The sequence below is a fragment of the Gordonia prachuapensis genome, from assembly GCF_036350515.1.
Taxonomy (GTDB): Bacteria; Actinomycetota; Actinomycetes; order Mycobacteriales; family Mycobacteriaceae; genus Gordonia; species Gordonia prachuapensis.
Window position 1 is genome coordinate 22,089 of record NZ_JAZDUE010000027.1, and the last position, 22,033, is coordinate 44,121.

The 22,033-nt window shown below is 68.0% G+C and carries 18 protein-coding genes, 1 tRNA gene and 1 other RNA gene; 12 read left to right on the forward strand and 8 right to left on the reverse strand.

Annotated elements, in window-relative coordinates:
- Positions 1-41 precede the first annotated feature (41 nt).
- The 4 genes from V1Y59_RS22860 to V1Y59_RS22875 all read left to right on the forward strand — a co-directional run bounded on the left by V1Y59_RS22860 (position 42) and on the right by V1Y59_RS22875 (position 6,493).
- Positions 42-2,432, forward strand: coding sequence for a phosphoketolase family protein (locus tag V1Y59_RS22860; RefSeq protein ID WP_330507331.1), 2,391 nt, complete (start codon positions 42-44; stop codon positions 2,430-2,432).
- An 82-nt stretch (positions 2,433-2,514) separates the two neighbouring features.
- A complete protein-coding gene (gene nhaA / locus V1Y59_RS22865; protein WP_330507332.1) occupies positions 2,515-4,347 on the forward strand; it encodes a Na+/H+ antiporter NhaA in 1,833 nt (610 codons plus the stop codon).
- Positions 4,348-4,370: 23 nt separating this feature from the next.
- A complete protein-coding gene (locus V1Y59_RS22870) occupies positions 4,371-5,669 on the forward strand; it encodes a TrpB-like pyridoxal phosphate-dependent enzyme (RefSeq protein ID WP_330507333.1) in 1,299 nt (432 codons plus the stop codon).
- A 95-nt stretch (positions 5,670-5,764) separates the two neighbouring features.
- Positions 5,765-6,493 (forward strand): DUF429 domain-containing protein, encoded by a 729-nt coding sequence (locus V1Y59_RS22875; RefSeq protein WP_330507334.1) that lies wholly within the window; start codon positions 5,765-5,767, stop codon positions 6,491-6,493.
- A 16-nt stretch (positions 6,494-6,509) separates the two neighbouring features.
- Here V1Y59_RS22875 and V1Y59_RS22880 read toward each other — a convergent pair whose 3' ends face one another.
- Positions 6,510-6,839, reverse strand: a complete 330-nt coding sequence (locus V1Y59_RS22880; RefSeq protein ID WP_330433387.1) for a winged helix-turn-helix transcriptional regulator — start codon at positions 6,837-6,839, stop codon at positions 6,510-6,512.
- A gap of 121 nt (positions 6,840-6,960) precedes the next feature.
- Between V1Y59_RS22880 and V1Y59_RS22885 the strand changes: the two genes are divergently transcribed.
- A complete protein-coding gene (locus V1Y59_RS22885; protein ID WP_330507335.1) occupies positions 6,961-7,884 on the forward strand; it encodes an NAD(P)-dependent oxidoreductase in 924 nt (307 codons plus the stop codon).
- Here V1Y59_RS22885 and V1Y59_RS22890 read toward each other — a convergent pair.
- The 3 genes from V1Y59_RS22890 to V1Y59_RS22900 all read right to left on the reverse strand — a co-directional run bounded on the left by V1Y59_RS22890 (position 7,881) and on the right by V1Y59_RS22900 (position 10,385).
- On the reverse strand, positions 7,881-8,453 hold the full coding sequence (locus tag V1Y59_RS22890) for a GNAT family N-acetyltransferase (RefSeq protein ID WP_330433385.1): 573 nt from the start codon (positions 8,451-8,453) through the stop codon (positions 7,881-7,883). The genes V1Y59_RS22885 and V1Y59_RS22890 overlap by 4 nt on opposite strands.
- A complete protein-coding gene (locus V1Y59_RS22895; RefSeq protein ID WP_330507336.1) occupies positions 8,453-9,277 on the reverse strand; it encodes an alpha/beta fold hydrolase in 825 nt (274 codons plus the stop codon). Before V1Y59_RS22895 ends, V1Y59_RS22890 begins: the two co-directional genes overlap by 1 nt.
- A gap of 127 nt (positions 9,278-9,404) precedes the next feature.
- Positions 9,405-10,385, reverse strand: coding sequence for a GlxA family transcriptional regulator (locus V1Y59_RS22900; protein ID WP_330507337.1), 981 nt, complete (start codon positions 10,383-10,385; stop codon positions 9,405-9,407).
- A gap of 63 nt (positions 10,386-10,448) precedes the next feature.
- Here V1Y59_RS22900 and V1Y59_RS22905 point away from each other — a divergent pair, with 63 nt between their 5' ends.
- Entirely contained in the window at positions 10,449-11,381 is a 933-nt protein-coding gene (locus V1Y59_RS22905) for a hydroxymethylglutaryl-CoA lyase (protein ID WP_330507338.1), read from the forward strand.
- Positions 11,382-11,492: 111 nt separating this feature from the next.
- On the opposite strand, the gene V1Y59_RS22910 is transcribed toward V1Y59_RS22905, so the two are convergent.
- The gene (locus V1Y59_RS22910) at positions 11,493-12,884 is read right to left on the reverse strand and encodes an acyl-CoA synthetase (protein WP_330507339.1); all 1,392 of its coding nucleotides are present in this window, start codon (positions 12,882-12,884) and stop codon (positions 11,493-11,495) included.
- A 194-nt stretch (positions 12,885-13,078) separates the two neighbouring features.
- Here V1Y59_RS22910 and V1Y59_RS22915 point away from each other — a divergent pair, with 194 nt between their 5' ends.
- The gene (locus tag V1Y59_RS22915; RefSeq protein ID WP_330507340.1) at positions 13,079-14,164 is read left to right on the forward strand and encodes an HtaA domain-containing protein; all 1,086 of its coding nucleotides are present in this window, start codon (positions 13,079-13,081) and stop codon (positions 14,162-14,164) included.
- A gap of 18 nt (positions 14,165-14,182) precedes the next feature.
- On the opposite strand, the gene V1Y59_RS22920 is transcribed toward V1Y59_RS22915, so the two are convergent.
- The 3 genes from V1Y59_RS22920 to V1Y59_RS22930 form a co-directional block, all read right to left on the reverse strand.
- Positions 14,183-15,016: an alpha/beta fold hydrolase gene (locus V1Y59_RS22920; RefSeq protein WP_330507341.1), complete on the reverse strand. Its 834-nt coding sequence runs from the start codon at positions 15,014-15,016 to the stop codon at positions 14,183-14,185.
- 34 nt (positions 15,017-15,050) lie between these two features.
- Positions 15,051-15,887 carry an NmrA/HSCARG family protein gene (locus V1Y59_RS22925; protein ID WP_330507342.1) on the reverse strand — a complete coding sequence of 279 codons (837 nt, stop codon included), beginning with the start codon at positions 15,885-15,887 and terminating at the stop codon, positions 15,051-15,053.
- A 69-nt stretch (positions 15,888-15,956) separates the two neighbouring features.
- Positions 15,957-16,045 (reverse strand) — tRNA-Ser (locus V1Y59_RS22930).
- A 195-nt stretch (positions 16,046-16,240) separates the two neighbouring features.
- Between V1Y59_RS22930 and ffs the strand changes: the two genes are divergently transcribed.
- The 5 genes from ffs to V1Y59_RS22955 all read left to right on the forward strand — a co-directional run bounded on the left by ffs (position 16,241) and on the right by V1Y59_RS22955 (position 21,877).
- Positions 16,241-16,335: signal recognition particle sRNA small type (ffs, locus tag V1Y59_RS22935), an RNA gene on the forward strand.
- Between the two features lie 62 nt (positions 16,336-16,397).
- Positions 16,398-17,675 carry an aspartate aminotransferase type Ic gene (locus tag V1Y59_RS22940; protein WP_330507343.1) on the forward strand — a complete coding sequence of 426 codons (1,278 nt, stop codon included), beginning with the start codon at positions 16,398-16,400 and terminating at the stop codon, positions 17,673-17,675.
- 48 nt (positions 17,676-17,723) lie between these two features.
- Positions 17,724-19,022 carry a glycosyltransferase 87 family protein gene (locus V1Y59_RS22945; protein WP_330507344.1) on the forward strand — a complete coding sequence of 433 codons (1,299 nt, stop codon included), beginning with the start codon at positions 17,724-17,726 and terminating at the stop codon, positions 19,020-19,022.
- 35 nt (positions 19,023-19,057) lie between these two features.
- Entirely contained in the window at positions 19,058-19,507 is a 450-nt protein-coding gene (locus tag V1Y59_RS22950) for a hypothetical protein (protein ID WP_330507345.1), read from the forward strand.
- Between the two features lie 51 nt (positions 19,508-19,558).
- Entirely contained in the window at positions 19,559-21,877 is a 2,319-nt protein-coding gene (locus tag V1Y59_RS22955) for a DNA polymerase III subunit gamma and tau (protein WP_330507346.1), read from the forward strand.
- Positions 21,878-22,033 lie beyond the last annotated feature (156 nt).

Here is a 22,033-nt window from a genome sequence, read left to right on the forward strand (position 1 = left end):
GATCAGACGACGACGCCCGCAACGCCACCGAAGGGAACGCCATGACCGGAGCCCGAACCGCCGACACCACCTACACCGACGCCGAGGTGTCCGAGGATCTGCGCTGGTGGGACGCCGCCAACTATCTCACCGCAGCTCAGATCTATCTGCAGGACAACGTCTTACTGCGTGAACCACTGACCCCGGACCACATCAAACCCCGCCTGCTCGGACATTGGGGAACAGGTCCGGGACTGTCCGCGATCTACACCGTGCTCAACCGGGTGATCCGCGAAACCGACTCGGACTGGCTCTACATCACCGGCCCGGGGCACGGCGGTCCGGCTCTGGTCGCCAACGTCTACCTGGAAGGCACCTACACCGAGATCTACCCGCACGTGACTCGAGATGCCCGCGGTGTGCGTCGCCTCTGCCGCCAGTTCTCCACCCCGGGAGGCATTCCCAGTCACGTCAGCGTGCAGACACCGGGCAGCATCCACGAGGGCGGCGAACTCGGCTACGCCCTGGCGCACGCCGCGGGCGCCGCGTTCGACCATCCCGACCTGGTGGTCGCCTGCGTCATCGGGGACGGGGAGGCCGAAACCGGGCCGCTCGCCGGGTCATGGAAGCTCCCGGCCTTCCTCAATGCCGTCCGCGACGGTGCCGTGCTACCGATACTGCATCTCAACGAAGCCAAGATCGCAGGTCCCACCGTATTCGGACGGAGCTCCGACGACGACATCACGGACTACCTCGGTGGACAGGGCTGGGAGCCGGTGTTCGTCGAAGGCGACGATCCACGCGAGGTGTTCGCGGACCTGAAAGCGGCACTCGACCACTCGCACAGCACGATTCGCGAGATCCAGACAGCCGCCCGCGGTGGCGAGTCCACTGCCGGGACACGCTGGCCCGCCATCGTGTTGCGCACACCCAAGGGATGGACCGGCCCGCACGAGGTCGACGGTCAACGTATCGAGGGCACCCATCGGGCGCACCAGGTTCCGCTCTCGGGGGTGCGCGACAATGCCGAGCATCTGTGGCAGCTGGAGACGTGGCTGCGATCCTACCGTCCCGAGGAGCTGTTCGACGACGCCGGTGCGATCATCGACGACGTCACCAGACTGGCGCCGGAGGGTGATCGACGGCTCGGTGCCACCCCCTACGCCAACGGCGGCCGACTGCTCGCGCCCCTGCATCTTCCACCGCTGTCCCGGTACGCCGTCGACGTCGACAAGCCCGGCGCGACAGTGCATCCCACCACCACGGTGCTCGGTGACTACATGCGCGACATCTACTCCGAGAATTCCAGCCCGGACTACGGCGGTACTTTCCGGCTGTTCAGCCCCGACGAGACGGCCAGCAACAAACTGGACGCCGTGTTCGACACCACGGACCGCTGCTGGCAGCTGCCGACGACGGAGTTCGACGACAACCTCTCGGCGTCCGGCCGCGTCATGGAGGTACTCAGCGAACATCTCTGCCAGGGCTGGCTGGAGGGCTACCTGCTGACCGGGCGTCACGGCCTCTTCGCGAGTTACGAGGCGTTCGCGATGATCAGCGCGTCGATGGTCGTCCAGCACACGAAGTGGCTGCAGCATGCCGGACCACTGGACTGGCGTGCACCGGTGGCGTCGCTGAACATCCTGCTGACCTCCACCTGCTGGCGCAACGACCACAACGGCTTCTCCCATCAGGGACCGGGGCTGATCGATGCGGTGATGCCGCTGGCGTCCGACGTGGTGCGGATCTGGTTGCCGGCGGATTCCAATTCGTTGCTGTCCATCGCTGAGCACTGCTTCCGTAGCCGCGACCACGTGAACCTGATCGTCGTCGACAAACAGCCGCACCTGCAGTACCTCTCGCTGGACGAAGCGGGTGAACAGGCGGCGGCCGGGGCATCGATCTGGGAATGGGCCGGTACGGAGGGGGACTCGGCCGACGATCCGGACATCGTGCTCGTCGGCGCCGGTGACGTGCCGACCCAGGAGATCCTCGCCGCAGCCCAGTTGTTGCGGGAGTGGGTGCCCTACCTGCGTGTCCGGGTCGTCAACGTGATGGACCTGATGGCGTTGCTCCCGCAGACCGACCACCCGCACGGCATGACCGACGACGACTTCGCCGACCTGTTCACTGGCGACGGCGACGTGGTGTTCGCGTTCCACGGCTACCCACGAGCCGTGCACCAGCTGCTGCACGGCCGGCCCGACGCCGGCCGGTTCCATGTCCGCGGGTTCTCCGAGCAGGGCACCACCACCACGCCGTTCGACATGGTCGTGCTGAACAAGATGAGCCGCTACCACCTGGTGCTCGAAGCGTTGCGTCGAGCGCGGCGGGTACCCGAGCGCAGCGACGACCTCACGGCGTACTGCCGTGAGCAACTCGCGCGCCACCGCGAGTATGTGCGTGAGCATTTCGAGGACCTGCCGGAGATACAGGACTGGACCTGGTCGTAGCAGCGCACCGCCCCCGCCGACGGTTTAACGTTCTATCTCGGATGTGACCGCCGGTCGGTCGCACTCGAGAGGAGCGGCCGAGGTGGTGGTGAAGGCCCGACGGATGGGCGAGTGGCTGCGCACCGAATCCGGGAGCGCCGCGCTGTTGGTCGCCGTGACGATGGTCGCGCTGCTCTGGGCGAACTCGCCGATGGGTGACTCGTACGAAGAGTTGTGGCACACCCACCTCGGTGTGGTGTTCGGCGAGCACGACTACGAGATGGAACTGCATCACTGGGTCAACGACGGCCTGATGGTCCTGTTCTTCTTCGTCATCGGACTCGAGGTGCGGCAGGAATTCGCCGTCGGGTCCCTGCGCGACCGACGTCGCGCGATGGTGCCGATGGCCGCCGGCGTGGCCGGGGTGATCGTGCCCGCGCTCGTCTACCTCGCGATCGCCGGCCGCGATGCCGTCGACGGATGGGGTGTGGTGGTCGGCACCGACACCGCCTTCCTGCTCGGCGCCCTCGCGATCGTCGGCCCGCGGATGTCCAATCAGTTGCGGATCTTCCTGCTGACGCTCACCGTCGTCGACGACTTCCTCGCCGTCTCGATCATCGGCGTCGTCTACACCGAGGACCTCAAGATCGTTCCGTTGCTCGTCGCCCTCGCCGGACTGATCGGATTGTGGCTGCTCTCGAGAACGTCCGAATGGCGCAGCACCCCGTACGTGCTGCTCGTCATCATCGTCTGGGTGGCCACCCTCGACTCCGGCGTCCACCCGTCGCTGGCCGGCATGGCCGCGGGCCTGCTGGTACCCGCGCGACCGACCGAACGCGGTCACGTGGAACGGGCCAAAACCCTGTTCCGCGCCTACTGGCAGTCGCCGGAGGCCACCGTCGCACGGACTGCGCGCCGCGGCCTCGCCCGGTCGATCTCGGTCAACGAACGCCTGCACGATGTGCTGCGCGCCCCGGTGTCGCTGTTCGTCGTGCCCGTGTTCGCGCTGGCCAACGCCGGGATCGACCTGGGCGGCGGTGTGCTGGCGGAGGCGTTCACGTCATCGATCACCTGGGGTGTGGTGATCGGGCTGGTCTTCGGCAAGCTCGTCGGCATCGCCTTGGGAACGTGGCTGGCGATCCGAGCCGGCCTGGGCAAGCTGCCCGACGGCGTCGGGCCGGGCAGCATCCTCGGCGGCGCGGCGCTGTCCGGAATCGGCTTCACCGTCTCCCTGCTCATCGTCGGGCTGGCATTCACCGACGGCGACGACGCCGCCAAGGCGACCGTCGGTGTGCTCACCGCCATGGTGGGCGCGACGTTGTTGGGCTGGCTGATCTTCACCCGTGCCCGGGTGAAATGGGGTGAGACGTCGGCCGACCTGCCGGTGACGCTGGATCCGCCGGTGGACCTCGTCGTCGACCACATCCGCGGCCCGGTCGACGCGCCGCTGACCGTGGTGGAGTTCCTGGATTTCGAATGCCCGTTCTGCGCCCGCACCACCGGCATGTGGAACGACGTGCACGCGCACTTCGGGGACCGCGTCCGCTACATCGTGCGTCACCTACCGCTGCTCGACTACCACCCGCACGCGATGCTCGCCGCGACCGCGGCAGAGGCGGCGGCCCGGCAGGGCAAGTTCTGGGAGATGCACGACGTGCTGTTCGCCAACCAGGCCGAACTCGAGGCCGAGCACCTGATCGTCTACGCCGAACGCCTCGAATTGGACGTGAACCAGTTCGTCGCGGACCTGGAGAGCGAGGAGATCGCGACGGTCATCGCCGCCGACGAACAGAGCGCGTTCGCCAGTGGCGCCCGCGGCACCCCGACCTTCTTCCTCAACGGACACCGCCATCGCGGACCCCACGACGCCCGAACCCTGATCGACGAGCTCGAACAAGCGGAGGAAGCTACGTCGGCGGCGCGGCGGAGGTCGTAGGGGGCGGCCGCTATCGTGGCCCCATGACGATGAACGTGGACGCCACCAACCCCGAGCTGGTCACCGTGGGGGTGCCCACGCACTGGTACAACCTCGCGGCCGAACTCGAGACCCCGATCCCGCCCCATCTGCACTCGGGAACCAAGGAACCGGTCGGTCCGGACGACCTGGTCGCGCTGTTCCCGGGCGGGCTCATCGCCCAGGAGGTGTCGACCGAGCCCTACATCGAGATCCCCGAACCGGTCCGCGAGATCTACCGCATGTGGCGGCCGTCGCCGCTGATCCGCGCCCGCCGGTTCGAGGAGGCGCTCAACACCAAGGCGCACATCTACGTCAAGTACGAGGGTGTCAGCCCGGTCGGCAGCCACAAGACCAACTCCGCCGTCGCGCAGGCCTACTACAACAGCGTCGACGGCGTGCGGAAGCTGACCACCGAGACCGGCGCCGGCCAATGGGGCAGTGCGCTGGCATTCGCCGGCGCCCAGTTCGGCATCGACATCGAGGTGTGGCAGGTCCGGGCGTCCTACGACTCCAAGCCCTACCGCGGCCACCTGATCCGCACCTACGGCGGCACGCTGCATCCGTCGCCGTCGGACCTGACGGAGTCGGGACGTGCGATGCTCGCCAAGGACCCGAACACCACCGGCAGTCTGGGCATGGCGGTCAGCGAGGCCGTCGAGGTGGCGGCGGCCGACCCCGAGGCGCGCTATGCCCTCGGCAGTGTCCTCAACCACGTGGTGTTGCACCAGAGCGTGATCGGGCAGGAGGCGGTCGCCCAGCTCAACGAGGTCGAGAGTGGCGCTGACGTGGTGTTCGGTTGCGCCGGAGGTGGTTCCAACCTCGCCGGGCTGTCCTTCCCATTCCTGCGGGAGAAGATCCACGGCCGGTCGAACCCGCGAATCGTCGCGGCCGAACCCGCCGCGTGCCCGTCGATCACCCAGGGCGAATACCGCTACGATCACGGCGACGTCGCCGGCCTGACGCCACTGCTCAAGATGCACACGCTGGGAATGGATTTCGTGCCCGACCCGATCCACGCGGGCGGACTGCGCTATCACGGCATGGCGCCGGCGCTCAGCCACACCGTCGAACTCGGACTGGTCGAGGGAGTCGCCATCAGCCAGCACGACGCGTTCAGCGCGGGTGTGCAGTTCGCGCGGACCCAGGGCATCGTGCCGGCCCCGGAGTCGACGCATGCGATCGCCGCGTGCGCCGCACACGTCGCGAACAGTGACAAAGAGGAGGTCGTGGTGATCGGGTTGTCCGGACACGGTCAGCTCGACCTGCCGGCCTACGCCGAGTTCCTCGACGGGAAGTTCTGACCACCTGCTCCCTTCGTGACGCTCGCAAGCTCGCTCCTCAGGGGCCGGGGGACGCTCGCAAGCTCGCTCCTCAGGGCCGGGGAAGGGCAGGTGAAATGCGCACTGTCGGAATCGATCTCGCGGCGTCCCCGGCGCGGACAGCCGTTGCCGTGGTCGACTGGTCGACCGGTGCAGCGCGGCTGACGGATCTCGTGATGCCCGCCGACGACGCGCGGATCCTCGACCTGACCGCAGGGGCCGACCGGATCGGGATCGACGCACCGTTCGGCTGGCCCGACGACTTCGTCGACCTCGTCGTCGCCCAACATCGCGGACAGCTCCGACCGGGACGCCACCTCGACGACATCGAGCAGCGCCGACCACTGGCCTACCGCCGGACCGACCGCCACGTCATGTCTGCGAAGCTGGGGAACCCGCTGAGCGTGTCCGCAGATCAGATCGCGCACGTCGCGTTCCGGTGTGTCGGCCTGCTGGCCGACCTCGGTGTGTCGGATCGCGTCGACGGCCGGGCCGTGGAGGCGTACCCGGCTGCGGCACTTCGACACTGGGACCTCACCCACCGCGGCTACAAGGGTCCGGCACGACGGTCCGTGCTCGCGGCGTCGTATCGGGACCTCGCCGAGCGTGCACCCTGGTTCGACGTCGCCGGACACCGCGAGCTGCTCGTCACCGACGACAACGCATTCGACGCCGTCGTCACCGCGTTCATCGCGCGCGCCGCGGCGCTGGGGCGCACCACTCTCCCCGACGACGGGGATCGGCCGATCGCGTTGCGTGAGGGCTGGATTCACGTGCCCGCCTGTGCACTGTCGGAACTCGTCTGAGTCGACATACCGCCGACTACGTCCTCCGCGCCGCGCTGATCGCCGCCATGTGCTGTTCGCCCCAATCGCCGAGCGACGCCATCGCCCGGTCCAGGGTCACCCCCATCGGCGTGAGGCTGTACACCACCTTCGGGGGCACCTCCTGATGCACCTCCCGGTTGATGATGCCATCCCGTTCCAGTTCCCGGAGCTGCTGAGTGAGAACCTTTTCCGAGATTCCCTCGAGCTCACGCCGCAGTTCGCCGGTGCGGCGCGGCTCCACGCTCAGGGCCCACAGGATCAGAGGCTTCCACTTGCCGCCGATCACCGCCACCGCCGCATCGAGACCACAGATGAACTCCGGCATGTGTCCTCCTTACGTCCTCTTCGCGGGTGACCCGTCCTGGTCGTGACACCCACCTCAAGGTAAGTACCCCACAATATAGTGGGTACTTGTCGTCGCGGCGGTACGCGTCGACCATGGAAACATGACGACATCGACACCAGCTCAGCTCGATCAGACCGCATTGATAGGGCTCGGCCCGATGGGGACGGCCCTCGCCGGTGCCATGCTCGCCGCGTCCGTTCCGCTCACGGTGTGGAACCGTACCCGCGCCAAAGCGGAGCCCCTCGCCGACGACGGTGCCGCCGTCGGAGACGACCTGAAAACCGTTGTGCGAGAAGCGCGACTGGTCATCACGTGTCTTCGTGATCACCAGTCCACGCGAGACCTCCTGCAGACCATCCCGGCGTCGGCGTTCGCCGACACCACGGTCGTCGTCCTCGCCTCGTCGACGCCGGACGACGCTCGGGAGACCGCCCGATGGGCCGAGCAGCAGGGGATCGACGTGCTTCCGGGCGCGATCATGGTGCCCACGCCGGTGATCGGGACGCCGGGTGCGCTGGTGCTCTACAGCGGCCCCCGACACCTCGTCGACCGTCACCGCGCGGTGCTGCAGACCTTTGCGCCGCGTTCGGAGTACGTCGGTGACGATCCCGGCCTGGCATCGACTTTCGACACCGCCATGCTGGAGATCTTCTTCACCGCGATGACGGCTTTCCTGCACGCGGCTGCGATGGTCACCGCAACCGGCACCAGCGCAACCGATTTCGTGCCGAAGGCCAAGGAGATGCTGGACATCCTCCCGGCGACCTTCGAGGGACTGGCCGCCGACGTCGATGCCGGACAGCATCCGGGCATCGAGGACAGCATCGCCATGGAGGCCGCTGCGCTCGGACACATCGTCGCCGCCACGCGGGACGCCGGGCTCGACGAACGTCTTCCCGCGCTCATGTACGACCTGGCGAGCACGGCAGTCGCACGCGAACACGGCGACGACAGTTGGTCCCGGATCGTGGACCTACTTCGCCGGCCAGCGGGCACTCCGACGACCACCGCGCTCGCCGGCTAACCGAGATCGCGCCGCATCAGCACCCGCGGAAACCGGTTGAGCACCGACGTCGTGTCGGCAGCCCACTCGAAGCCGCCGTCCTCGAACAACTTCCGCGTGCCGACGTAGGCCATCGTCAGGTCGACCTTCTCGCCTTTGTTGTCGACCGGGTAGCCCTCGATCGCGGGGGCGCCGTGGTCGCGGGCGAAGTCGACAGCGCCGGCCAGCAGGGCGTGGGAGATGCCCTGTTTGCGGTGGCCGGGACGGACCCTGATACACCACACGGACCAGACATCGAGATCGTCGACGTGGGGGATCTTGCGGTTGCCGGCGAACGAGGTGTCGGCGCGCGGTGCCACCGCCGCCCAACCGACCACCTCGTCACCGTCGTAGGCGAGGACGCCCGGCGCGGGCTTGCGCCGCACCAACTTCCGCACATACTCGCCGCGTTCCTGGCGGGCGAGCTGCTGATTGAGCTTGTTCGGAATCCGATAACTCAGGCACCAGCAGACGTTGGCGTCGGGACTCTTGGGCCCGACGACCGCGCGGACGTCGGCGAAGCGGGTCGCCGGGCGAACCTCGATGGCCATCAGCCCTTGATGAACTCGAGGATGTCCGCGTTGATGGTTGCGGCCTCGGTGGTCGGCATACCGTGAGGGTAGCCGGGGTAGGTCTTGAGTGTGCCGTTCGGCAAGAACTCGGCCGAGCGGACTCCGGCGTCTTGGTAGGGCACCACCTGATCGTCCTCGCCGTGCAGCACCAGGACCGGGATCTCGATCTTCTCCAGGTCGGGGGTGAAGTCGGTCTGCGAGAACGCGACCACACCGTCGTAGTGCGCCTTGGCGCCGCCCATCATTCCCTGGCGCCACCAGTTGGCGATGACACCCTGCGACGGCTCGGCGCCGTCGCGGTTGTAGCCGTAGAACGGTCCGGCGGCGAACTCCCAGAAGAAGTCCGCTCGACGCTGCGCGACCTGCGTCTGGATGTCGTCGAAGACCTCCTTGGGCAGTCCGTCGGGGTTGCTGTCGGTCTTGACCATGATGGGCGGCACCGCGCTGATGAGGACCGCCTTGGCGGCGCGGTCGACGCCGTGCCGGGCGAGGTAGCGGGCGATCTCGCCACCGCCGGTGGAATGGCCGACGTGGATGGCGTCGGTCAGATCCAGATGCTCGACGACCGCACGCATGTCGTCGGCGTAGTGGTCCATGTCGTGACCGTCGGCGACCTGAGCGGACCGCCCGTGACCGCGACGGTCATGGGCCACCACTCGATAACCGTGCTCCAGGAAGAACATCATCTGCGCGTCCCAGTCGTCGGACGACAGCGGCCATCCGTGGCTGAACACGATCGGCTGACCGGAACCCCAGTCCTTGTAGAAGATGTCGACGCCGTCGGAGGTGGTGATGGTGGGCATGGGGTGCTCCTTCGCAGAGTGATGACGAGGTGACCAGCACTGTCAGTCTGCGCGCCGTGCTCGCTCTGCGGTCCCACTTGATGCGCCACAAACACCCCCATTTGCGACATCTCTGCTGGTGCTCACCTCATCCGGCGGCAGCCCGGGTGGAGGAGAACCGGCGCTGGTACTTGCGGGGGGAGATGCCGATCCGGGTGACGAACGCCCGGCGCATCACCTCCGCGCTGCCGTAGCCGGCCGCGTGGGCGGCGGCGGTCACGGTGAAACCGGCGTGCAGTTTGTCGCGGGCCATCGCGAACCGGGCCTCGGCGACGAAGCCGGCCGGAGTGGTGCCGAGTTCGTCTCGGAAAAGTCTGGTCAGTTGCCTCGCACTGACGTTCACATGCTCCGCGATGCTCGCAACCGTGTGCGGCAGATGGAGATTCGCGTGAACATGATCGGTTGCCCGGCGGACCAGGCTGGTGCGTGGCGGCGGCCCGCTGAGCGACGACGAGAACTGCGACTGACCGCCGCCGCGCTGCATGTAGACGAGGAGCCCTTGAGCGGTCCGCCGTGCCACCTCGGCGCCGTAGTCCTCTTCGACGAGCGACAGGCTCAGGTCGATCCCGGCCACCACGCCGGCCGAACTGTAGACGTCACCGTCGCGAACGTAGATCGCGTCGGAGTCCACCCGGACCGCGGGGAAGCGGTGCGCCAGGTCGGCGGTGAACTTCCAATGCGTCGTCGCCGACCGGCCGTCCAGTAGCCCGGCCTGGGCGAGCACAAACGAACCGGTGCACACCGACGCGAGGCGGCGGGTGCGTCCGGCGAGGTCGGATACGGCGGCGATCAACTCCGGTGTCACGAACAACGGCGGCGCGATCTCGCTGCCGGCGATCATCACGGTGTCGAACCGGCCCGAGCCGTTCACCGGATCGGTGCTGACCCGCACCCCCACCGACGTCGCCACATCACCGCCCGAGGGAGACATGATGACGACCTCGTAGTCGCCGCCGAACTGGTTGGCCTCGACGAACACCTCCGCGGGCCCGGTGAAGTCGAGCATCTTCACGCCGTCGAACACGACGATCCCGATCCGGCGGCGGGCGCCGGAGCGCACGATCTGCATGTCCACAATTTATGCCCTCACCGATGGCGGTGCGGGAGAGAACCGACTCGCTAGGGTGAGGTCATGAGTGTCGACACCATGGCCGATCGGCAGGTCACGATCGTCGAGGTCGCGCCGCGCGACGGTCTGCAGAACGAAAAGGTGTCGTTGTCGACCGACCAGAAGCTCGAACTCGTGGGTCGCGCGGTGGGGTTCGGCGCACGCAACGTCGAGGTCACCAGCTTCGTCCACCCCAAGAAGGTGCCGGCTATGGCCGACGCCGAGGACGTGGTGCGCGGGCTGCCGGACGTCGACGGCGTCACCTACAGCGCCCTGGTGCTCAACGAACGTGGGCTCGACCGCGCACTGTCGGCCGGGGTCAGCGAGATCAACGCCGTGGTTCACTGCACCGACACCTTCAGCAACCGCAATCAGGGCACCGACGTCGACGGTGGCGTGGCCATCTGGCATCGGATCGCGCGGACGGCGCGCGACGCCGGCGTGACCGCGAACCTGACGATCGCGGTGGCGTTCGGCTGCCCGTTCGAGGGCGAGGTGTCCGTCGACCGGCTGCGGTCTGTGCTCGAAGGGGTCATGGTGGAGCCGCCCACCGAGCTGTCCCTCGCCGACACCATCGGTGTCGCGGTTCCGGCCGACGTCCGCGAACGCTTCGCCGTCGCGGCCGCGCTGATTCCGTCGGGAGTTGCGCTGCGCGCGCACTTCCACGACACGCGTGCGTGTGGGATCGGCAACGCCCTGGCCGCGGTCGAGTCGGGAGTCACCGTGCTCGACGCCAGCCTCGGCGGCATCGGCGGCTGCCCGTTCGCCCCGAACGCGACCGGAAACATCGCCACCGACGACCTTGCCTATGCCCTCGATCGCACCGGTGTCGGGCACGGGTTGGACACCGACCGGCTCCGCGAGGCGGGCCACTGGCTCGAGGACCTTTTCGGCCGGCGGTTGCCGTCGTCGGTGTTGCACGCGGGTGGTTTTCCGGAGCCGTCGGTCGTCGGCTGAGCCCCGACCCGCCCCGTCCCCGTTCCTCCCCCGGGTCTCGCTTCCTCCCCCTGCTGCAGCCGGCGGATGAAGCGAGACCTGGGGGACGAACTACGTTGGGGTACAGAATGCTCAGTGGAGCAGCTTCTTCTGTACCTTGCCCATCGCATTGCGGGGGAGGGCGTCGACGAAGCGGATCTCCCGGGGGCGCTTGTGGTGTGACAGTTCGGTGGTGACGTGTTCGATCAATTCGGTCTCGGACGTGCTGCCGCCGACGACGTAGGCGACGATCCGTTGGCCGAGGTCGTCGTCGGGCACGCCGATCACCGCGACCTCGTCGACGGCCGGATGGCCGAGGAGGACGGTCTCGATCTCGCCCGCGCCGATGCGGTAGCCGCCGGACTTGATCAGGTCGGTCGCGCGACGTCCGACGATGCGGTGCATCCCGTCGGGATCGATGACGGCGACGTCGCCGGTGGCGAAAAATCCGTCGGTGAGCCATGATTCAGCCGACTTCTCGGGTTGGTTCAGGTAACCCGACGCCATCATCGGGCCACGCACGTGCAGATCGCCGACCGTCTCGCCGTCGTGCGGGAGGTCGGTGTCGCCCTCGCGGATACGGGTTTCGACGCCGCGCAGCGGGAGGCCGACCCAACCCGGCCGACGCTCACCGTCGGCGCGGGTGCTGACCGTGATCATCGTCTCGGTCATGCCATAGCGTTCGACGATCTCGTGGCCGGTCAGGGAACGGATGCTCTCGAAGACCGGAACCGGTAGCGGCGCGCTACCGGACACCAGCAGCCGTGCCGATGACAGGCGTTGCGCGGACGCGGAATCGGCGGCCATCCGCGTCCACACCGTCGGAACACCGAAATACATTGTCGCACCACGATCCATTGCGGCGGCATAGTTCTCCGGAGTCGGCCGCACCGTGTGAACCAGGCGACCCCCGCGACGCAGCGGCCCCAACACCCCGAGGATCAGTCCGTGTACATGGAACAGCGGAAGGCCATGTGCCAGAGTGTCGTCGGCAGTCCATTGCCACGCGTCGGCGAGTGCGTCGAGCCCGGCGGCGATGGCCCGCCGCGTGATCGGTACCCCCTTGGGCAGGCCGGTGGTACCGGATGTGTAGAGGATCAACGCGGTCGATGACTCCGGCGGCTCCGGATGCCGATGCCACGAGCGGGCGTAGCGGCGCACCGGGATCACCGGCAGCGTCGGCTCGTCCGGCGCGGCGCCGAGCCACGCCTGTGCCCCAGAGTCGGACAGGATGTGCTCGAGTTCGCGGGCCCCGGAATCCGGCGGAACGGGCACGGCGGCAACACCGGCGATGAGGCATCCCACCAGTGCCAGCACCGTGTCGGTGCTCGGCCGCGCGAGGACGGCGAGAGTGTGCGCACCCCCGATCCGCTCGGCCACCGCCGTCGCCGCGCCGACGAGATCTTCGCGGGAGAGTCGGTCGTCGCCGATGGTGATGGCGTCGGCGAGGTCGGGTGCGGCGGGGGTCAGCGTCGGGAACAGCACTCCACTACCTTCCCATTGATCGATTCGTGCCCGAGCGTGCCCGGCTGATAATCTGGTGGCCACGTTCACGCGATGCTGTAACTCGCTAGTTGAACCAGAGGCCGGGGCGATTACAGAAACCCCCCGGTCTTGTCCAAAACATTCAGGCCGAAAGTCCCTCCCGCTCGGAATCGTGCGCAGTTAGGGTGCCCTACATGGCTCGCTCGTTTCGGTTCCTGGTCCTGCTCATGGCTGCCTGCACGGCAGTCGTGGCATCGGCGACACTGTCGGCGTCGGCTTCCGCGGCGCCGACATTCCGGCCGCATATCGACGTCTTTCTCGCCGACGGCGTCACGCCGCTCGGCGACACGACCGTCCACCCGGGTGACGAACTCGTGGTCAGGGGCCGAGGATTCGATCCGAACGCGAATCGGGATGGACTGCCGCTGCCGGTCCCGCCCGGTGTGCCGCACGGGACGTTCATCGCCTTCGGCGCGTTCGCCCCGGACTGGAAACCGTCGGCCGGTGCCCCGGAATCCGCGCGTGCCACCGATCGACTCGGTGTCCAGTGGGCATTGTCGGCGGACGCGTTGGCGCAGGTGCCCGACGTGCCATTCGACATGCGACGCACCATCCGTCAGCAGTGGGTGCCGCTCGAACGCGACGGCGCCTTCACCGCTCGCCTACAGGCCGGCACCCCTGCCGACATCCCGGCGGGTGCGCGCTACGGCGTCTACACCTACGGCGCCGCCGGGGCTACCAACGCCGCACAGGAACTGTCGGTACCGGTCGACTATTCGGCCGAGCCCGGCCCGAACACTCCCGTGCCCGCGCCCCGCAACCTGCTCTGGGGCTACTCGCCCGGCTTCCATCGGACGATCACCGACGATGTGCAGGGCGGCATCTACGGCACCGACGGTGCCGACATCGACGACGCCGGGCGGATGACGTTCGATCTCGTCGACGAGTCGGTCACCGCTGGCAGCGGTGTGTTGCGGTACCGCGGAACCGTCGTCGCATTCAGCCGCTTCCACCTCGCCGAGATCGCGCTCGCCGACCCGGTGATCCGCGTCGTCGACGGGCAGGGCGTGCTGAGTATGCGAACGTCCACCACGAACATGAACGGCACCGACGCGATGCGCCGTGTCGACATCGCCGACGTCGACCTACGGCAGATCGGCAGCGGCCGCGACGTTCTGGGCGCACAGGTCAGGTTCCGGCCCGGTATTGGTCCCGAAGCGCTCGCGGTGCTGTCCCTCGGGCCGGCTGCGCCGATGGACCTGCGGTTTCCGGTGAACTGACGGCGAGCTCGCACACACTTACGTGTCGCGCACCCGCCGGCCGATCAGCTCCGCCAGCTCCGTCGGGTGGGTCTCGGGCAGCCAATGGCCGCCGTCCAACTCCGCGAGTTCGACGTCGTCGACGACGCGCGACGTGCGCTCGGTGACGGACGGACTGAAGAACGGATCCTCCCGTCCCCAGATGTACATGGTGGGAGGCATCGAGGCGTCAGCCGGAGGAGCGGGACGGACCGGCCGGCGAACCTGCTCGACCAGCATCTGTCGGTACCAGTTGAGGGCGCCGGTTGCGACGCCATCGGTATTCATCAAGTTCTGATAGTGCCGCGCCCGGTCGACCGGAAGACCCGTCTTCGCCAGAAAGCGTGCGACGCCGTGCCGCATGACGAGTTCCGGCACCACGGGCAGCGCTATCGCGCCCATGTACCAACTGCGCAGGAGCTGTCCGCTGTGCAACCATCCCCATGCCAGTGCGGCCGGATGCGGCGTCGACACGACCACCGCCGACCGCATTCGGTGCGGATGAGTCCTCCGCATCGTCCAGACCAGAGATCCGCCCCAGTCGTGGCCGACGACGTGCGCGTCGTCGAGTGCCGCCGAATCCAGAAGAGCGATCACATCCCCGACGAGACGGTGAATCCCGTATGCGGACCGCTCGGGCGGGCACGCGCCGGGCGAGTAACCGCGGAGGTCCGGCACGAGCACGCGGTGCCCGGCCTCGGCGAGGAGGCCGGCCGTCGCGGCCCACGATGTCGAATCCTGGGGGAAGCCGTGCAGGAGGACGATCGGCTCGCCGGTGTCCGGGCCGTGGACGGTGACCGGGAACGTCAATCCGTCCGAGGTGAATGTGCGCACGGTCCTCCACGTTTCGTCGAGCACGGCCGACGGCTCACGCCGCCAACTGCACCGCTGCCCACTCGGCGAACGACTGCCATCGGACGTCGGGGAAGCGGCTGTGCAACGCCGGGATGTCGACGCTATAGCCCTCGCGGCCGAGGAACCCGAACATCGCACTCATGTCCGGTGACGAGATACGTTCGGGGTCAAAGCTTTCGGCGTGCACGTCCTTGGCGAGGAGTGACGACAGGGTGGCGGCCATCTGATCGGGGGTCACCGCGTCGGATGCGACGTCGATCCGCTCGCCCGCGAATGTGGCTGGGTCCTTGAACAGCTCGACGACAAAGCGCCCCAGATCTCGCCGCGACAACTGCTGCAGCGTTTTGTCGGCGGGCATCGCGATCGGCATCACGCCCGCCGACAGGGCGTCGGCGCCGCCGAGCAGGTTGTCGTAGAAGTACGTCGGCCCGACGACGGTGTGCGGGATGCCGCTGTCGGCCAGGGCCTGCTCGACGCGGTACTTGCTCTCGAAATGAGGCACGCCGGTGCCGCGGTCGGCGCTGGCCACCGATGAGAACACCAGGTAGGGGACGTGTGCGAGACGGGCGGCGTCGAGGATCGCGGCGCCCTGGGTCAGTTCCGCCTCGACGCCGGTCTCGAACGGCGTCGTGAACGCGAAGAGTCCCGACGCCTGCACGAATGCGTCGACCAATCCCTCACCGGAAGCCATGTCGGCGACGACCAGCTCGACACCTCGGGTCGCGAGCTCTTCCGCGCGTTTGGAGTTCCGATCACGCACCACGGCGCGGACGGGAAGGTCCGCCTCGAGGAGTTCGGCGACGACGGCGCCGCCCTGACCACCGGTCGCGCCCAGCACTACGTAGGTCATGAACCCAAACTACTCGGCCACTGACGACGAATCCGTGGAGCTCTCGAGGGAGAGCATCCACGGATCGTGTGGCGGAGGATAGGGGATTCGAACCCCTGAGGGCTGTTAACCCAACCCGCGTTCCAGGCGAGCGCCATAGGCCACTAGGCGAATCCTCCAACTCGAGATGGTAGCGGTCGAGGGCCGCTCAACCCAAAATGGGCGGTGTCGACCACAACGACCCCACCTGTGTCCAGCGACCCTCCGCGCGACAGAGGTCTGCGGCGACGGGTGAGGTTTCTGCGATCGGCAGTGCTGTGGCGCCCGCCGCCGACCGGTTTGTCGGGTGACGGGACGCTGCGGTTACACTGGTCGGCGGATCCCGCGCGGCGTGCATCCTGTGAACTCCCCCAGGGCCGGAAGGCAGCAAGGGTCAACGGGCTCTCTCGGGTGCGCGGGGTCCCCAGATTTCTCAACCAAACACCTGAGGCGCCGCCCGATCGATGCCGGTGTCACGGAGAGGTCCCCGCGTTGAATTACCACTCGATGAGTGCCGACCAACTTCGCGAAACCCAGTCCGACCTGCGAAAGCTGTACGACGCCCTGTGCGCGGCCGGACTGCAACTCGACCTCACCCGCGGCAAGCCGGCGCCCGAGCAACTCGACCTGTCGAACGCGCTCCTGTCGCTGCCCGGCGACGACTACCGCGACTCGGCCGGCACCGACACCCGCAACTACGGCGGCATCGTCGGACTGCCCGAGATCCGGCAGATCTTCGGCGAGCTGCTCGCCGTCGACCCGGCCAATCTCATCGCGTTCGGCAACTCCAGCCTCGAGCTGATGCACGACCTCACGGTGTTCGCCCTGCTCAGCGGCACCGTCGACTCGGCCAAGCCGTGGAACGCGGATCCCATCAAGTTCCTCTGCCCGGCCCCCGGCTACGACCGCCACTTCTCGATCACCGAGACCTATGGCATCGAGATGATCCCGGTGCCGATGCTGCCCACCGGGCCCGACGTGGACGCGTGCGCCGCGCTCACCGCGAAGGACCCGTCCATCAAGGGCATGTGGGCGGTGCCGACCTACTCCAACCCCACCGGCGTCACCTTCACCGAAGAGGTCACCCGCGGTCTGCTGGAGATGCCCGCCGCCGACGATTTCCGCATCTACTGGGACAACGCTTACGCGGTGCACACGCTGGTCGACGAGGCGCCGACCCCGCTGCCCGTCCTGGAGATGGCGGCTGCCGCGGGCAACCCGAACCGGGTGTTCGTGCTCGGCTCGACGTCGAAGATCACCTTCGCCGGTGCCGGCGTCTCGTTCTTCGGGTCGTCGACGGAGAACCTCGACTGGTTCAAACGGCACCTCTCGTTCAAGACCATCGGACCCGACAAGATCAACCAGCTGCGCCACGTGAAGTTCTTCGGCGACGCCGACGGCGTGCGCGCGCACATGGCCAAGCACCGCGAGATCCTCGCCCCCAAGTTCCGCCTGGTCCTCGACATCCTCGACGACCGGCTCGGCGACTCCAAGGTCGCCGCGTGGTCGCAGCCGGAAGGCGGCTACTTCATCAGCCTCGACGTCATCGACGGCACCGCGCGGCGGGTCATCGAGCTGGCGAAAGAAGCGGGCATCGCACTGACCGCCGCAGGGTCCACCTACCCGTACAAGAACGATCCGCTCGATCGCAACATCCGGCTGGCTCCCACCTTCCCGACCACCGACGACCTCCGCACGGCCATGGACGGGGTCGCGACCTGCGTGCTGCTGGCCGCATCGGAGACGTTGCTCGGATCCCGCGAATCCTGACCCGGCGGATCATGACGGCACCGCGATGCACGTGAAGACCAGCGAGGAGTGAAGCACCACCGGCCGACATTGATCGCCGTCGGCTCCGTGCTCATCGGTCTTCTCGCGCTGTGGCTGCAGGACGTGATCGTCCCGTACAGCACCCCGTTCTGGGGGCTGTTCGACAACCAACTCGACCTCGACGTGTACCTGTCGGGTGCGCAGACCGTCCTCGACGGCGACAGCCTCTACGACGCCAAGCTGCTCGGTCAGATGGACTACACCTACGCGCCGATCTCGATCCTGCTGTTCACGCCCTTCACCTGGGTGTCGTTCGAGACCGCACGGATCATCTGGTCGGCGGGCATCTTCGTCGCCCTCTACCTGGTCATCATGCTCAGCTTCAAGAGCCTCGGTCGGGTTGCGTCGTGGCCGCTGCGGGTGATCGCGCTGTCGCTGGTCGCCGTCGTCCTGCTGTTCGAACCGGTACGCACCACCGTCTGGTACGGGCAGATCAACGTGTTCCTGATGCTGATCATCGTCGCCGACCTCACCCGGCCCGACGGTGCTCGACTGCGCGGGGTGGGCACCGGGATCACCGCGGGCATCAAGCTGACGCCACTGATCTTCCTGGTCTACCTGGCGCTGCTGCGGCAATGGCGGTCCTTCGTCGGAGTCCTCGGCGGGTTCCTGGCGACGATGATCATCGGCTTTGCGGTGCTGCCGAGGGAGTCGTGGGCGTACTGGACGGGCACGTTGTTCGATTCCGACCGGGTCGGCGCCCCACAGACGCCCGGTAACCAGTCGGTACGCGGGCTGCTCGCCAACCTGTTGAACTCCGACGACCCGAACACACTGCTCTGGCTGGCGCTCGCACTCGGATCGGTGGCCATCGGCATGTACGCCGCCGTGCTGGCGCACCGGCACGGCCAGGAACTCCTCGCGGTCACCATCGTGGGGATGACCGCGTGCGCCGTCTCGCCGATGTCGTGGGGACACCACTGGGTGTGGTTCGTGCCCCTCGCCGTGATCGGACTCCATCTGCTGAGCACGCCGGGCCGCGGCGTCCTCCGATACGGACTCATCGCCGCCGGTCTGATCGCGTTGTTCCTGATCGCGCTGTCGTGGCGCACGTACCTGGCGTATCCGTTCTGGTTCGTGAACCGGACGGTGACCGAGGGCTATCTGGTCGGGCTGTTCTTCAAACACGGCATCGAGTGGCTGCAATGGTTCACCTATTACCCGTACAACGTGATCTTCCTGGGGACGTCGATCGCGACGATCGTTGTGCTGCGAGGCGATCACGAACGAGAAACAAGCGGATCGAGCGGGTCGCCCGAAGCGGGATCGGCGCGGCACACTCGGTGAGGGGACGGCGTGCGGGGGAGTGAGGAGCACCGCACATGGGACGTCGCAGCGTGGCGGTGGCCCTGACGACGGCGGCTGTCGCGGTGGGTGTGTCGACCGGCGCGGCCGCGCCTGCCCAGGCCGCGGTGCGGACGCAGCCCGTCGGCCAGAACTGCTGGGGGCTCAGTCCGCACTTCGTGGACATCCCACTCAACGGGGGCGCGACGGTCCGTACCGACCCGCGACGACCCGGATCGTTCAGTATCTGGGGTGTGGGCAAAAGCTTCTTCTCGTACACCACCGACACGTGGGTGACCGTGCTGCATTTCCCGACCGGCCACACCGAGACCTTCCATCGGCGCTGGCAGCCGAGCCTCGACGATCTCCCCGGCTACCGCATCGACGACCTTCGTGCCAGCGGCCCGATCCGCGTCACGATGCGCTCGGTGACCCGTGGTCCGGTCCCGCGTCCACCGCTGATCTGCAGCGGAACTGCGGTCGCCTGAGCCTGTGGGGGAGCACGCCCGGGTGTCGGCGACCGCCGGTACTCTCGACGCGTGGCTCTGTATCGCACCTATCGCCCGGCCTCCTTCGCCGAAGTCGTGGGTCAGGAGCACGTCACCGAACCGTTGAGCCGGGCGCTCGACGCCGGGCGCATCAACCACGCGTACCTCTTCTCCGGGCCGCGCGGGTGCGGCAAGACGTCGTCGGCGCGGATCCTGGCCCGGTCGCTCAACTGTGTGCACGGCCCGACGTCGACGCCCTGCGGCGAATGCGACTCCTGTGTGGCGCTGGCTCCCGGCGGACCGGGCAACCTCGACGTGATCGAGCTCGACGCGGCCAGCCACGGCGGCGTCGACGACACCCGCGAACTCCGTGACCGCGCCTTCTACGCCCCGTCCGAGTCGCGCTATCGCGTGTTCATCGTCGACGAGGCGCACATGGTCACCAATGCGGGCTTCAACGCGCTGCTGAAGATCGTCGAAGAACCGCCCGAGCACCTGATCTTCGTGTTCGCGACCACCGAACCCGAGAAAGTGCTGCCGACGATCCGTTCGCGGACTCACCACTATCCGTTCCGGCTGCTCGCACCGCCGGTGATGCGTGGCCTGCTGGAGCGGATCTGCGCCCGCGAGAATGTGGTTGTCGCGCAGGATGTCTACCCGCTGGTGATCCGGGCAGGCGGCGGATCGCCCCGCGACTCGCTGAGTATCCTCGACCAGCTGCTCGCCGGTGCCGGCTCCGACGGCGTCACCTACGATCGTGCCCTCGCCCTGCTCGGTGTCACCGACATCGCGCTGATCGACGAGGCGATCGACGCGCTCGCCGAGGCCGACGGCTCGCAGCTGTTCGGCACGGTGGAGAAGGTCGTCGACGCCGGCCACGATCCCCGCCGATTCGCCGTGGACCTGCTCGAACGGCTCCGGGATCTCATTCTGTTGCAAGCTGTTCCGGACGCTGCCGACCGCGGCCTGGTGGAGGCGCCGGGGGATCAGCTCGGCCGGATGCAGCGGCAGATCGAGATGCTCGGCCCGGCGTCGCTGACCCGCTTCGCCGAGACGGTGCACGCTGCGCTGGGGGAGATGCGGGGCACCACGTCGCCGCGGTTGCTGCTCGAGGTGATGTGTGCCCGGATGTTGCTGCCCGCGGCCTCCGGCGAGGACATCGCCCTGCTGCAGCGGGTGGAGCGACTCGAATCCGGAATCGCCGGCCCCGGTGGGGCTTCCGGCCCGGCCACCGCGGGTGGTCCGGCAGGCGGGGGCTCCGAACCGGAGCCGGCCCCGAAGTATGTGCGTCCGTCGCAACGCAAGGCGGCCGAAGAAGCGGCGGCGCGGGCTGAACAGGCGGCGCCGGCCGCTCCTGATGCGGCCGCCACCGAAAAGTCTGCCACCGAAACGTCCGCCACCGAAACCCGGCGGCCAGAACCGGAACCCGTCGCCGCGCCCGTCGCGACTCCGGAACCGCCCGCACCGGTCGAATCCGTTGAACCACCACCACCTGTCGCGCCTCCGGAAACGACGGAGAACGACGAGCCGCAGCCCGTCGAACCAGCAGGACCGCCGGCCACGCCGCAGCCTGCGTCGTCGGCGCCCGTGTCCCCACCGCCCGCGGCGCCGCAACCGGCTGCATCCCAACCGATTCCGCCCAATCCCACCAGCCCCCGGCCTCCCGCTCGGCCATCGTCGTCGCCGGTGGACGACGATATCCCATTGCCCGACGAACCTGCCGACGAGGAGATGCCGCCGCCTCCGGACGTCGTCGAACCGGTCGTCGCGGACGCAAAAGATGCTGCTCCGCAACAGGATTCCGGACTGACCGTGGCGGACGTCGAGGCGCGATGGTCGGACATCCGAGCGGCGGCCCGTGGCATCACCCCGGTGCTGGAGGTGATGCTCTCCGGAGCGTCGATCGCGGGTGTTGACGGCACCACCATCGTCTTCGGGCACGCGACCGAAATGCTGGTGGGCCGACTGAGCAACGAGCACGCCGGCAACCTCCGCGCCGCCGTGCAGGAGGTGTTCGGACCATCGGCCGACGCCCGGTGCGTGCACTCCACCGGTCCTGCCGGTGGTGGACAACCTGCTGCGGCGCGGGAACGAGCAGATCGACCGACGTCGCAGCCGGCGCCGAAGCGCCCCACCTACGCGCGGCCGAGCCGAGGCCGAGATCAGTCGGCCGCCCCCGCACCGACACCGGAGTCCGTCCCGGAGCCCGAGGAGCCCGAGCCGCCGCGGGCGGATGAGGAACTGACCGACGCCGAGCGGGACGAGATGGTCGAGGACGCGCGGTCCGGGCCGCCGGAACGACGCCTCGACCCCGACCAGGTGGCTTTGGAATTGCTCAAGTCGGAGTTGGGGGCGCGTCCGCTGGAGTGAGGGCGCGGGGTGGTTTCGATACGCCCTCGCCTAGTGTCCTGCGCCGTTAATTCGTTGAATAAGTCTGCCGATGGAGCCGAGGATGTCTTCGGCGGTTTTGGTCCAGATGAATGGTTTGGGGTTGGCGTTCCATCCGGCGATCCAGTTCTTGATGTC